This window comes from Pseudomonas sp. C321 (genome assembly GCF_055407105.1).
On sequence record NZ_JBUZRB010000004.1, the window covers coordinates 324,261 to 336,886 of the forward strand.

Sequence of the window (12,626 nt, forward strand, 5' to 3'; positions counted from 1 at the left end):
GGAATGGAGCAACGTCATTGTTCAAAAAACACGCATATTACTTGAGCATTTGCCTGCTCGTTGCACCATTGGTCGCGACAGCCGAAGACCTGCTGGTGGAATCGCCCGCCCCGGTGCAGTTGGTGCTCGGGCAATTGTCCAGTGTTTGCCCTGGTTTGGCCGGGCCGATCGATGCAGCCGACCAGACGCGGTTGCAGGCGTTTTACCAACAGCAGGGCAATGCTTCCCTGTGGACTGCCAGCGAGCGCCGGTTGGCATTGCAGGCGCAGTTGCAACTGTTGGCCGATGATGGCCTGGACCCGGCTCACTATCGTCTGCCCCTGGATACGGCGACCAGCAATGTCTTGTGTACTGATATCGAGATTAGCTGGAAATATCTGCAAGCCTTGCACGATCTGCATTATGGCCGCTTGCAGCAAGCTCATTTCGAGCCCCTTTGGCATGCACAGCCGCCGACGCAGGACCCAAGTATCGAAGTCCTGGCCATGGCCGGGCAGCAGGACATCGCCCAAGCGTTTGATCAGGCCCGGCCCAGCGCTGAGTTGTACCGCACCCTGCGCACGGCCTACGCCGCGCAGCGCCAACAACCGTTGCCGCAGTGGGATGCAATCGCCAGCGGTCCGTTGTTGCGCCCAGGCAAGGATGATCCAAGGGTTCCCGAACTGGCGCGGCGGCTGTTCAGCGAAGGGTATCTGGCAGGTCAGCCGACCGGTTCCGGGAAGCAATACAGCGAAGACCTGGTCAATGCCGTGAAAAGCTTCCAGTTGAGCCATTCCTTGCAGGCCGATGGCGTTATCGGGCCGGGCACTGTCACGGAACTGAACATCAGCCCGGCGGTACGCCGCGAACAACTGCGCATCAACCTCGAACGCTTTCGCTGGCTGGCCCAGGATTTGGAGCCCGAGGGCGTACTGGTCAACGTCGCGGCTGCGCAACTGAGCGTCTATCAGGGCGGTGTGCCGGTGTGGCAGACCCGTCTGCAAGTGGGCCGTGCGGAACGCCAGACACCGTTGCTCAAGTCTCGTATCACCCGGCTCACCTTGAACCCGACCTGGACCGTGCCGCCAACCATCATGCGCGAAGACAAACTGCCCGCCATTCGCCTGGACCCGGCCTATCTGCAGCAGCAGAACATGCAGGTGCTGGACAGCGAGGGCCACCCGCTGGACACCAGCACCATCGATTGGGATCGCCCCGGCAATATCCTCCTGCGTCAGGACGCCGGGCCGCGAAACCCCTTGGGCAAGATCGTCTTGCGCTTTGCGAATCCGTACTCGGTGTACCTGCACGATACCCCCAGCCAGCCGCTGTTCACCAAAGGTCCGCGAGCGTTCAGTTCGGGGTGTGTGAGGGTTGAGCAACCGTTGTTGCTGCGCGACCTGCTGGTGAGCCCGGCCGAGCGTGCGCGGACCGAGGAACTGCTGGCCACCGGCGTGACCCACGAATTCCGGCTCACCACGCCGGTGCCGGTGCTGTTGGGCTATTGGACGGTACAAGTGGACAGCCAGGGCGCGCTGCTCTACGCGCCGGATATTTATGGGCGCGATCCAGCGTTGATAAAAGCCATGAAGAGCCCGCTTTAGGAGCGGACGAACCGCTTGATGGCTGCGGGCTTTTCAGCAGATCAAACCTTGCCCCGCGGGGTTAAAAAGTTCTCGGTGATCTCTGCCACTGCCTGCGCTGCAGACTTCAGCGCGGTATCGATGGTCAGCGCAGTGTTATCCCACGGCTCATACTCATGAGCCAACACCGACTGCCAGGTGGGCGGGGTCAGGCCGGGAATATCACTCGCGCGTGTCTCCACCCGTCGCTGGTGTTCCTGCCTGTCCGAGCAGATCACCTCAATATTGACCAACGCAACTCCCGCGCGAATGGCGACCTCACGCCACGCCTCCCGGCTTTCGCTGACCGGATTGACGCAGTCAACGACCACCCGGTGACCCAAACCAAGATTGCTCGCCGCCAGCCCGTGGGCAACCCGGTAACCGCTGGTGCCCACATCCCGCGCGAGAACCCCGGCATCACGGATGGCCTGTTCGATGGTATCGATGCGCAGGTACACGGCGTTTGTCTGGCCGGCAAGGTCTCTGGCAATGGAGGTTTTCCCGGTGCCGGGGAGGCCGCTGAAAACAATGAGCATCGTCGAACCTTCAAATATTGATAAAAGGGTGGCGGTCGCCAATTTCAATAAGCTGCTGTTTCATCGCAGTCAATTCTCGGTTACTTAATATCCATCACCATCTCATGCCAAACCATGCCGCCATGGTCAGAAGCCGAGGGCTGAACATAGCGATAACCCATTCGCTTATACAACTCGACATGGCGCTCTTTACACATCAGATGAATCGTCTTCTTGTCCATCGCCTTCATGCGCTGGACAAAAACCTCCATCAGCTTGCGTGAATAGCCTTGGCCCTGGTGAGCCGGGTCAACCACCACCGACATGATCACCACGTTCGGCGCATCCGCCGAGTGCCCCACCAACTCCTTGAACGACTCATCCGACATGACCACGTCGTGGGCGCATCCACAGTTGATAAAACCCACCACAACTCCATCGACCTCCAGGATCAGAAAGCCTTCCGGGTACAGAGCAATCCGCGTGGCAATCTTCTCCTGGGTAGCAGCTTCATCACCTTCGTAGGCCGAGATTTCGATGTGGTAACAGCGAGTGGCGTCTGTTGGGGTGGCGTTGCGAAAACTGAGGGTGGGCATTGCGATTCCTGAATGCTAAAGGGGTTGATTGGGTGCGAAGAACATAGATTACTTGATACGCTCGACGCAGGCGTATCAAACCCGGTCAACCAACAACCCAGGCCCAACTTCATGCCCATCATCCGCGTCATGACCCTGGACGATTACGACGCCGTCCTCGACCTCATGCAGAACACCCCCGGCATTTCCCTGCGTGACGCCGACTCTCGCGAGTCCACCGCCAGGTACCTGGAGCGCAACCCCGGCATGAGCTTCATCGCCGAAGTCGACGGCATGCTCTGTGCCTGTGTCATGTGTGGGCACGACGGTCGTCGCGGCTATCTTCAGCATCTGCTGGTGCTACCCGACTACCGTCGCCAAGGCCTCGCCAGCGCGCTGGTGGCGCGCTGCCTTTCAAGTCTTGCGCAGCAGGGCATCCACAAATGCCATCTTGACGTGTTCAAGACCAACGACAGCGCCGCCCGCTATTGGCAAGGCCAGGGCTGGCAGTTGAGGACGGACATTGACCGCTATTCGTTCACCCAGCGGGGTAACGAAAACGCATGAATGTGCGCGCCAGGATTGATAGTCAACGGAGATTGAAATGTTAGAGATCAGACGAGCCACCCCAAACGATGGCCAGGTGGCGTTCGATATTCGCCTTCAGGCCATACGCAGCCAATGCATCGGAGCCTACACCGAAGAGCAGATGCTGGCCTGGACCAGAGGCTCGGCTGAGGACGGTTACGGCGCGCTGATGGACAAGCACTTTTACCTGGGCTGTATCGAGGGTGAGGCGGTAGCCACGGGCATGCTGGATCTGGATAACGACGAAGTCGGTGCGTTGTTTGTGCTGCCCGGTTTTATCGGGCGGGGGATTGGCAAAAAGATCCTCGATCACCTTGAGTCCCTGGCGCGGGAGCTGGGGCTCAAGAAGGTCATTCTGGATGCGACACTGAATGCGGGGGACTTCTATCGGCGCTGCGGTTATACGGGTAGCGAACAGGCTATCTATCATTCGCCTTCGGGGTTGCAGTTGGCGTGTATTCCTATGGTGAAGTCACTTCTTTGACGAGGATAACCCGGCAACGCCGACCCCAGGTGATGGTTGACGAGCCAGTGCTCGGTCTCGTGGAGGATGAAGGCTGGATCGATTTTCACAAGCGGGCGTCCATGCGGGTTAGCGCGTGAGGATAACAAGCACGCCCTGTATCAAACAAATGCAGGCCATCTGTGTCTACCCCGCGTGCCATCGGCTGGATACCGTCCACCGAGGCACTTTTATCGCTGAGGCAACCATGGATCTGACGGCAATCCCCTTTGGCACCACCGACTGGTCGACCATCGAACCGGTCCTTCACCCCGGAGAAACAGGTAGCGCCTGGTGGCGCACCTGTCAGTTCGGTTCGACCCGTGTGCGGATGGTCGAATACACCCCCGGCTATCTGGCCGATCACTGGTGCTGGCGAGGGCATATCCTGCTGTGCCTGGAAGGCGAGTTGCACACGGAATTGGAGGATGGCCGCCAGTTCACCCTGACGGCCGGCATGAGTTATCAGGTGGGCAATGACATGGAGGGGCATCGCTCTTTTACCACCACCGGTGCGAAGTTGTTTGTGGTGGATTGAGGTCAGGCAGCTCAGTGCATCATGCTGTGGTCGGAACTGCCCAGCGCACGGGCCGGAGCCTTGACTTCAATCGACTGTTTTTCGCCCTTGGCATTTTCCACGGTCAGGGTCAGTGGCACCCAGTCGCCTTCCTTGATCTGGCCCTTCAGGTTGATCAACATCACGTGATAACCGTCCGGATCGAGCTTGACTGGCTTGCCCGCCGGCAGGGCCACGGAGTCCACCGGCCCCATGCGCATCACGTCGTCCTTCATGCTCATTTCATGAATCTGCACCAGCTTGGCCACCGGCGACTGCACGCTCAGCAACTTGCTGTCGCTGTCGGCGGTGACGGTCATGAATGCACCGCTCGATTGCTGCCCCGGTACCGTGGCGCGCACCCAGGCGTCGCTGACCTGGGCCTGGGCCTGGGCGTTGGCGTGTGCTGCCAGGCCCAGCAGGGAAAGGCCGAGGGCGATGCGCTTGAGGTGTTGAACGGCAGTCATTAGCAGACCTCCATGACGGTGAGCAGGTCTTCTGCGCACTCTTTGGCGTTAAGCGATGCTGACAAGCCCAGGCGCAGATTGCCCCGGGTGTCGAATACAAAACTGGTGGCGGTGTGGGACAGGGTGTAGCTGTCGCCTGCGGGGATCTTTTCATAAAAGATCCCGAACTCCCTGGCGGCCACGGCGACTTCTTCCGGGGTGCCGTAGAGCGCTTCGAAGCTGGGGTCGAAGGCCTTGACGTAGGCGTCGAGCACTTGCGGCGTGTCGCGCTCCGGATCAAGGGTGATAAAGATCACCTGCATGATCTCGCCGTCGCGCCCCATCAGCTTCTTGGCCTGGGCCATTCTCGCCAGGGTGGTCGGGCACACGGCCGGGCATTGGGTGAAGCCGAAGAACACCACCGGCATCAGGCCCCGGAAGGAACTGAGAGTGACCGTTTCGCCCTGGGTGTTCTTGAGCTTGAAGGTACGGCCCATGATCTTGTCGCTCAGGTCCTTGCCGTACTTGAAATTCAGCTTGGGGCTGGTGTCACAGCCGCTGAGTAGGCCCAGGCCCAGCAAGCTCATACCGGTGAGGACTTTGCGGCGGGTGAATAACATGGTCATGCAATGTGCATCCTGTGAAGCGCCTGAAGATTGCGCAGGGCTTGCCAATCAGGCCTTGAAGAGCGAGAGCGGGGAAGGCAGGAGGGCTGCCGCCGCGGCTCGTGCTCGATCATCTGCGACTTAACGCCACAGAGCGGTGCGTTACCTTAACAGGCCGGGGCGGTGGGTGAGTCTGCGGCAGACTGTCGCACGAGGCGAGCGCTCCAACACAATAGGACGAGCACGCGCTGTCAGGACGCGGCCGTCCTTGACCCGTATCAAGGCGCGCGCCACGACGTATCTGGCACAGTGGTTGGCATAAGGGCCAGTCCACCTGCGAGGTTTTGATGCTCTATTTCCTGTTCCTGTTGGCCCATCTGTTCGCCGCACTGATCTTTATCGGCACGGTGTTTTTTGAAGTGCTGATCCTCGGCGGTCTGCACAAACAGCTGCCGGTGCGGGTCATGCTGCTGGTGGAGCAAGGCATTGGCCGTCGCGCCAGGGCCTTGATGCCGTGGGTGTTGCTGGTGCTGTTCGGCGCTGGGGGCGGCATGGTCTGGTTGCGATACCTGCCGGTGCTGGCTTCGCCTTCGAGTTCTTCATTCGGCGCCTTGCTGACCCTCAAGCTGATCCTCGCCACCAGCGTGCTCATGCATTTCCTGTTGACCATGCTGTTGATGCGGCGCGGGCAGGTGACTGCTGCTTACTTGCGGTTTGTCCACTTGAGCCTGTTTTGCCATATGGTCGCCATTGTGTTGTTGGCCAAGGGCATGTTCTACGTGACCTGGTAGCCGTCGGTCCGTTTCATGCATAGATTCTTGCGGTCTTGATGCATATCAAGGTGCGCTCTCCGGTCGCACCGGACAATGGCCTACCGTAGCCAGACTCGGAGACAGCCATGCTCACCGTCATTCATCCCCACCGCGAGTGGCGCTTGCGCCGTGACCCAGGTGTGCTGGATCAGGGCAAGGTGGACATTGGCAAGTTTCACAGTGGCGTCGGCTCCCTGGATCTGTTGCGTGCCTTGCGCGACAGCCGCCAGCGGCAGCGACCCCTCTCGCTGAACCTGCAATGGCCGGCGTCCCACGCTTGCGACGACTACCTGCGTTACCTGGAGCAGGAAATCCACCTAATCGGTTGTCACCTGGGTAGCCGTCAACCAGTGGATCAATTCCATCTGGGTGGCGCCACTCCGGCAATAGCCGACCTGCAACGCTTGATGGCGCACCTGCGCAGCCGTTTGCATTTTCTTGACCACGATCAGGGTGACTACAGCATCGACCTCGATCCCCAGCAAATCGACTGGGCCACCATGGGCGTGTTGCGCGACCTGGGCTTCAACCACGTCAGCATCGGCGTGCCCGATGCCAGTGACGACGTCGAAACTCCGCTGGCAGGCTACCAGGACCCGGCGCCGATCCAGTCGCTGATTGACGCGGCGCGCACCTTCGGTTTTCGCTCGGTAAACGTCGACCTGGGCTACGGCCATGCCTGGCAAACCATCGCCAGTTTCGAGGCGAAGCTTTCGAGCCTGATCGCCCTGGAGCCAGACCGCCTGCAGGTGTTCGACTACGCCCAGGCGTCATGGCGCTATCAGCAACAGGCACCGCGAGCGCTGTCGAGCGATGCGGATAAAAGCGCCATGCGCCAAAGCGCTTTCCGGCACCTGGAAGCGGCGGGTTATCACTACATCGGCCTTGGGCAGTTCGTGCGGTCCGACGATGACCTGGCGCTGGCCCAGGAGCGTGGGCGCCTGAGCCGCAATTGCCAGGGCTTCACCCGCCATGGGTACTGCGATCACATCGGTTTTGGCCTGGGCGCGATCAGCCAGATCGATACGTTATATGCCCAGAACAGTGACGATCCGCAGGTCTACCGGCAGCAGTTGGACAACGGCCTATTAGCCACCGTCCGCGGCTGGCGCTGCGAGGCCGGCGATCAGATTCGCCAGCACATCATGGAGCGCCTGACCTGCGACCTGGAGCTGGACATCCAGGCAGTCGAGCGTCGTTACGGGCTGATTTTCCCCCGCTATTTTTCGACGATCTGGCCGCTGCTGGAGCAGTTGCACCGCGATGGCCAGATCGACTTGTCCGAGCGCTTTCTCTGTGTGTTGCCTGCCGGCCGCCGCCAGGTGGACGCGCTCTGCGCGCTGTTTGGTCGCACCGGCAGCGTTGTCCCTCCTTGCTCCAATGACGAGACCATCGACCATGACTGCGTTTGAGTTCAATCGGGCCCTGGTGCAGAAATACGACCGCCCGGGGCCGCGCTACACCTCGTACCCAACGGCGCCACAGTTTCACTCAGCCTTTGCCCTGGATGACTACCACCAGGCGGTGCAGACCAGCAACCAGGCCGTGGCGCCCAAGGCGCTGTCGGTGTACATCCATATCCCGTTTTGCCAGAGCCTTTGCTACTACTGCGGCTGCCACAAGATCATCACCCGCAAGACCCATCGTGCGGTGGAGTACCTGACTTACCTTAAGCGGGAAATCCAGATGCAGGCTGCGTTGTTCGACCGTTCGCGGCCCCTGACCCAGTTGCATTTGGGGGGCGGCACGCCGACGTACCTGGACGATGAGCAGTTGGCTGAGTTGATGGCCAGCCTGGGGGAGGGCTTCAACCTGGATGACAGCGACCAGCACGAATTTTCCATTGAGGTGGACCCGCGCACCATCAGCGTCGAACGCATCAAAAACCTACGCCGGTTGGGCTTCAATCGCTTGAGCTTCGGTGTGCAAGACTTTGACCCGGATGTGCAGGCGGCGGTCAATCGCGTGCAAAGCGAGGAACAGATCCTGCAACTGGTGGCAGCGGCCCGCGAGGCGCGGTTCAAGTCCATCAGCGTCGATTTGATCTATGGTCTGCCGCTGCAAACCGTGGCCAGTTTCGACGTGACCTTGAGCAAACTTATCGCCCTGCGCCCCGACCGCGTGGCCGCGTACAGCTACGCCCATTTGCCGACGCAGATCCGCGCCCAGCGCATGATCCGCCCCGAAGACATGCCACCACCGGAGCGCAAGCTGGAGCTGCTGGAACTGACCATTCGCCGCCTGACGGAGGCCGGCTATGTCTACATCGGCATGGACCACTTCGCCTTGCCCGAGGATGAGTTGGCGTTGGCTCGGGCCAATGGCACCCTGCAGCGCAACTTCCAGGGTTACTCGACCCATGCCGATTGCGACCTGATTGGCCTGGGCGTATCGGCCATTGGCAAAGTTGGCGACAGCTACAGCCAGAGCGTCAAGGAGCTGTCCCAGTACTACGCACGTATCGACGCGGGTTTGTTGCCAGTGCAACGCGGTTATCGGTTGAACGCCGATGATGTGCTGCGCCGCGAGGTGATCAATGGCTTGATGTGCCACGGGCGTATTGAATTTGCCGGGGTCGAGGCGGGGCATGACATTCGGTTTACCGAGTATTTTGCCCAGGCGCTTTCACTGCTGGATGAGCAGGTAGGGGATGGCTTGTTGCAGATCCACGATGACGCGGTGCAGTTGCTGCCTCAGGGGCAGTTGATGGTACGCAGTGTGGCGATGGCGTTTGATGCGTATTTGGGGGGGGAGCAGAAAGGCCAGTTTTCTCGCACGGTTTGAAGGCTGTCGCAGATCAAAGGCCTGAGTACCTATCCGTTTCTGCGGTAACGGATAGGTACTCAATACCCCCTGGCTCGCCTTCAGTGCGACGTCCCCTGCGCAAACTCAATCTTGTTCCCCACGTTGTACTTGCCTGACGGCTTGTTCATGGGAATGCGCTTGATCTCCTTGAGCGTCTGGCTGTCATAGACAATCAGCGCACCCTCAGTGTCCCAAATGCTCAGCAACAGATACCGGCCATCACGGGTGAACTCAACGTGGGCAGCAGTCTTGCCGGGCATCGGCCGCAGGGTGTGGGCGATTTCCAGGGTCTGTTTGTCGATCAAGTGAATGGCGTCATTGTCCGGCCCGAAGAACACATCGCTCCACACATAGCGCGAATTGATATGGCTGCGCATGAAGAAGCCAGGCCCCAGGGTGGGGATCTCCTTGATCAGCTTCCAGGTCTTGAGGTCCAGTACCGAAATCTGGCCCTTGCTGATATTGGGCGTGGCAAACACCCATTGGCCATTGCGCTGCCAGTAGGTGCCTGAACCCAGGTGCGGCATGCCCGCCAGGGGAATGTTGGTGACCACTTTGCCTGAATCCAGATCGATCACCTGACCACCGCCGGCCTTGCGCGATGTCGCGAGCAACTGGCGGTAATCCGGGGAGAACGAGAAGTCGTCGAGCACGTCCTGGGCCTGGATGCGCCGGGGTTCGAAGCTGGGCTGGGCGTCGGTATAGGACAGCTCCCAGACTTCATTCACGTCCTTGAGGGCGACGATAAAACTGTTGCGGGGCGGCGCGGTGTAGACGGCACTGACCCGTGAATTCGTGGGCAAGGTTTTGACCAACGACAGGTCGCGCGCATCCAGCACCACCAAATTGCCCGGCAGGTAGTTGCCCACCAGTACCCAGCGGCCGTCCTTGCTCACCGCCAGGTTGCGGGTGTTGAGCCCGGCACGGATTTCGGCGATCAGCTTGAGGTTGTGCAGGTCGTAAAGGCTGATCCAGCCGTCACGGGAAGCAAAGTAGACAAAGCGGCCATCGGGAGAAAATTTCGGCCCGCCGTGCACGGCAAAGTGCGAGGCGAAGCGGTCCAGCACTTCAAAGCGGTCACCGTCGAGGATGTCGATGTGATGATCGCCAGATTCCACCACCACAAACAGGTTCAGCGGGTCGGCGTGGTGTTGCGGGGTGCTCGGCAGTTGCCGCAGATCGGCCAGCAAGGCGTGGCTGCTGCGGATGTCCTGTTCGTTCCAGGTGGCAGGCGTGGCTGGGGGTTGTTGCAGGAAGCTCACCAACCCGTCGATTTGCGTAGGTGCGAGCACCGAGGCGAATGCCGCCATTTGGCTGGCGGGGCGACCCTGTTGGATCACCTGGCGGATTTCGGCCGGTTTGATCCGCCCCAGGCTTTCCGGGAACAGGGCCGGGCCTGTGCCGCCGACGCGATTGATGCCATGGCAGCTTTCGCAGTGTTCTCGATAGTCCGCGGCGGCATCCAGTGCGCCATGGGCGCCACTTACCCACAAAAGCGGCACCAGCAGCAGGCGTTTCATACCGCCACCCTGGACTTGGCTGGTTGTCCAGGCGCAAGGCTGGCCGGGTATTGCAGGGCCGCATCGGCAAACAGATTCACCACATGACCGATCACCGTCAGCGTCGGCACGCCGGGTTCGCACGCCATGGCCATGGCCGGCAGTTGGCGCAAGTTGCCGCGATTTACCTGCTGATCGGCGCGAGCGCCATTGCTGATCAATGCCGCCGGGGTGTCAGGGGGTAAACCTGCGGCGATCAATCGGTCCGAGATCAGCGCCAGGTTCGACAGCCCCATGTAGAAAACGAGGGTCTGGCTGCCGTCCGCCAGGCTGTCCCAGGGCAGATTCAATGCCCCATTGCGTTGCAGGTGCCCGGTGACAAACCGGCATGAATTGACCAGGTCGCGGTGGGTCAGCGGGATGCCAGCATAGGCGCTGCAGCCGGCGGCGGCGGTGATGCCCGGCACCACTTGGCAGGAAATGCCCCGTTGCAGCAAGTACTCCAGCTCCTCGGCGCCACGGCCAAAGATAAACGGGTCGCCGCCCTTGAGCCGCACCACGCGCAGGTCCTGGTCAGCCAAATCCGCCATCAATTCGTTAATCTGTTCCTGGGGCAGGCAGTGGTATCCGCTGGCCTTGCCGACGTAATGACGGGCGCAAGCCAGGGGGATCAGCGTCAGCAGTTCAGCACTGATCAGCCGGTCGAACACCACGGCGTCGGCCTGCATCAACAGGCTCCAGGCCCGCAGGGTCAGCAGGCGCGGGTCGCCAGGCCCGGCCCCCACCAGGGCCACTTCGCCGGGGCTGAAGGAACTGTGCAGGACGCTCGGTATTACAAGGGGAGATGAGTGCATGAGACTTCCTTGGTTCATCATCAGGTTTGCCGCCCCCGGCTGTTTCGCCAGGTAGTCGGCCGGGGGTTCAGCATGCCGAGCAAGGAATGAGAGTGGGCAGTGTTCGGGTGATTTCTGTGTCGCTGAGGTGGCAACCGGGGTCCTGGCCCCAGAGGTCGCCGTCGGCCCAGGCGCGGGTTCGGGTGTTGCCATTGCAGATGCCCAGCCAACGGCAGTCGGCGCAGCGGCCGCCCACCACCCGTGGGTGTTCGCGCAGGCGCAGCAGCAACGGGTCAGGCTGATCCAGCCACAGGCTGCGGAACGGCGTGGTGCGCACATTGCCCACCGAGTGTTGCCACCAGTAGGTGTCGGGATGCACCTCACCGGTGTTGTCGATATTGGCGATGCCGCTGCCTGAGGCGTTGCCGCCCCAAGCGTGCAACAACTGTTCAAGTTGCGGGTAGTGTTCCGGCAGGTGGCGGTGTACCCATTGCAGCAACAGCACCGCATCGGCGTCGTTGTTGCCGCTGACGAAATCGCTGTCCACGCCGTTTTGGATATCGCTCCAGGCCTGCTGGAAAATCAGCTCCATGGCATCGCGGCTCATTTGCCGGTGGGCATCGAGCTGACGGCTGCGTTTACCGCGCCCGCTGTAGTTGAGGTGCGACAGGTAGAACTTCTGCACATCGTATTCACGCATCAGCGCCAGCAATTGCGGAAGCTGGGCATGGTTTTCCTGGGTCAGGGTAGTGCGCAGGCCAACACGGATACCGACCTGGCGGCACAGGTTGATGGCGTGCATCGAGCGCTGGAAACTGCCCTGTAGCTGGCGGAACGCATCGTGGGTCGCCTCCAGGCCGTCAATGCTGATGCCCACATAGTCGAAGTGGGCGTCGGCGATTTGCTGGATATTCTGGTCGTCGATCAATGTGCCGTTGCTCGACAGGGCGACAAAAAAACCCTTCTTGCGGGCGTAGGCGCTGAGTTGGAACAGATCGTCGCGCAGTAGCGGCTCGCCGCCGGAGAGGATCAATACCTTGACCCCGGCTTCATGCAAATCGTCGATCACCTTGAGGGCGGCGGCCGTGTCCAGCTCATCGCGAAACACACTGTCGGCGCTGGTGGCGTAGCAATGCTTGCAGGTCAGGTTGCAGCGCCGCAGCAGGTTCCAGATCACCACCGGGGCACGGTTGCTGCCAGGGGATGATAGGCGGGGCGGCGGGCATTGGCCGGCGAGGGTGCGCAGGTAATGACTGATCCTCAGCATAAGGTGTTCCTTCTAAAGC

Annotated in this window: 14 protein-coding genes and 1 pseudogene; 7 read left to right on the forward strand and 8 right to left on the reverse strand. The window is 60.8% G+C overall.

All coding sequences use genetic code 11. The features are described 5' to 3' along the window. Window positions 1–17 precede the first annotated feature (17 nt). Window positions 18–1,583: a L,D-transpeptidase family protein gene (locus ACZRJ6_RS14195; protein WP_463968673.1), complete on the forward strand. Its 1,566-nt coding sequence runs from the start codon at window positions 18–20 to the stop codon at window positions 1,581–1,583. Window positions 1,584–1,624: 41 nt separating this feature from the next. Here ACZRJ6_RS14195 and ACZRJ6_RS14200 read toward each other — a convergent pair whose 3' ends face one another. After that, window positions 1,625–2,140, reverse strand: coding sequence for a P-loop nucleotide/nucleoside kinase family protein (locus tag ACZRJ6_RS14200; RefSeq protein WP_463968672.1), 516 nt, complete (start codon window positions 2,138–2,140; stop codon window positions 1,625–1,627). Between the two features lie 80 nt (window positions 2,141–2,220). Beyond that, entirely contained in the window at window positions 2,221–2,715 is a 495-nt protein-coding gene (locus ACZRJ6_RS14205) for a GNAT family N-acetyltransferase (protein ID WP_463968671.1), read from the reverse strand. A 111-nt stretch (window positions 2,716–2,826) separates the two neighbouring features. On the opposite strand from ACZRJ6_RS14205, the gene ACZRJ6_RS14210 reads away from it, so the two are divergent. Both ACZRJ6_RS14210 and ACZRJ6_RS14215 read left to right on the forward strand, forming a co-directional pair. Then, window positions 2,827–3,261 carry a GNAT family N-acetyltransferase gene (locus ACZRJ6_RS14210; protein ID WP_463968670.1) on the forward strand — a complete coding sequence of 145 codons (435 nt, stop codon included), beginning with the start codon at window positions 2,827–2,829 and terminating at the stop codon, window positions 3,259–3,261. A gap of 37 nt (window positions 3,262–3,298) precedes the next feature. Then, window positions 3,299–3,766 carry a GNAT family N-acetyltransferase gene (locus tag ACZRJ6_RS14215; RefSeq protein WP_463968669.1) on the forward strand — a complete coding sequence of 156 codons (468 nt, stop codon included), beginning with the start codon at window positions 3,299–3,301 and terminating at the stop codon, window positions 3,764–3,766. A gap of 5 nt (window positions 3,767–3,771) precedes the next feature. On the opposite strand, the pseudogene ACZRJ6_RS14220 reads toward ACZRJ6_RS14215, so the two are convergent. Then, window positions 3,772–3,855: pseudogene (locus ACZRJ6_RS14220) on the reverse strand (HIT family protein); the annotation flags it as partial. Between the two features lie 137 nt (window positions 3,856–3,992). Here ACZRJ6_RS14220 and ACZRJ6_RS14225 point away from each other — a divergent pair. Next, a complete protein-coding gene (locus tag ACZRJ6_RS14225) occupies window positions 3,993–4,322 on the forward strand; it encodes a DHCW motif cupin fold protein (RefSeq protein WP_463968668.1) in 330 nt (109 codons plus the stop codon). A gap of 11 nt (window positions 4,323–4,333) precedes the next feature. Here the strand turns inward: ACZRJ6_RS14225 and ACZRJ6_RS14230 are convergent, their stop codons facing one another. Beyond that, a complete protein-coding gene (locus tag ACZRJ6_RS14230; protein WP_463968667.1) occupies window positions 4,334–4,807 on the reverse strand; it encodes a copper chaperone PCu(A)C in 474 nt (157 codons plus the stop codon). Further along, entirely contained in the window at window positions 4,807–5,412 is a 606-nt protein-coding gene (locus ACZRJ6_RS14235; protein ID WP_463968666.1) for an SCO family protein, read from the reverse strand. The genes ACZRJ6_RS14230 and ACZRJ6_RS14235 overlap by 1 nt, the downstream gene beginning before the upstream one ends. Before the next feature lie 326 nt (window positions 5,413–5,738). Here ACZRJ6_RS14235 and ACZRJ6_RS14240 point away from each other — a divergent pair, with 326 nt between their 5' ends. The 3 genes from ACZRJ6_RS14240 to hemN all read left to right on the forward strand — a co-directional run bounded on the left by ACZRJ6_RS14240 (window position 5,739) and on the right by hemN (window position 8,987). Then, complete coding sequence (locus ACZRJ6_RS14240) at window positions 5,739–6,182, forward strand: CopD family copper resistance protein (RefSeq protein ID WP_463968665.1); 444 nt, start codon at window positions 5,739–5,741, stop codon at window positions 6,180–6,182. A 107-nt stretch (window positions 6,183–6,289) separates the two neighbouring features. Further along, window positions 6,290–7,615 carry an oxygen-independent coproporphyrinogen III oxidase gene (locus tag ACZRJ6_RS14245; protein ID WP_463968664.1) on the forward strand — a complete coding sequence of 442 codons (1,326 nt, stop codon included), beginning with the start codon at window positions 6,290–6,292 and terminating at the stop codon, window positions 7,613–7,615. Next, the gene (gene hemN, locus ACZRJ6_RS14250; RefSeq protein WP_463968663.1) at window positions 7,602–8,987 is read left to right on the forward strand and encodes an oxygen-independent coproporphyrinogen III oxidase; all 1,386 of its coding nucleotides are present in this window, start codon (window positions 7,602–7,604) and stop codon (window positions 8,985–8,987) included. The genes ACZRJ6_RS14245 and hemN overlap by 14 nt, the downstream gene beginning before the upstream one ends. Window positions 8,988–9,067: 80 nt before the next feature. Here hemN and ACZRJ6_RS14255 read toward each other — a convergent pair whose 3' ends face one another. The 3 genes from ACZRJ6_RS14255 to nirJ all read right to left on the reverse strand — a co-directional run bounded on the left by ACZRJ6_RS14255 (window position 9,068) and on the right by nirJ (window position 12,607). Then, window positions 9,068–10,528 (reverse strand): cytochrome D1 domain-containing protein, encoded by a 1,461-nt coding sequence (locus ACZRJ6_RS14255; protein ID WP_463968662.1) that lies wholly within the window; start codon window positions 10,526–10,528, stop codon window positions 9,068–9,070. Further along, window positions 10,525–11,361 (reverse strand): uroporphyrinogen-III C-methyltransferase, encoded by an 837-nt coding sequence (gene cobA, locus ACZRJ6_RS14260; RefSeq protein WP_463968661.1) that lies wholly within the window; start codon window positions 11,359–11,361, stop codon window positions 10,525–10,527. Before cobA ends, ACZRJ6_RS14255 begins: the two co-directional genes overlap by 4 nt. Before the next feature lie 67 nt (window positions 11,362–11,428). Continuing rightward, window positions 11,429–12,607 carry a heme d1 biosynthesis radical SAM protein NirJ gene (gene nirJ / locus ACZRJ6_RS14265; protein WP_463968660.1) on the reverse strand — a complete coding sequence of 393 codons (1,179 nt, stop codon included), beginning with the start codon at window positions 12,605–12,607 and terminating at the stop codon, window positions 11,429–11,431. Window positions 12,608–12,626: the final 19 nt, after the last annotated feature.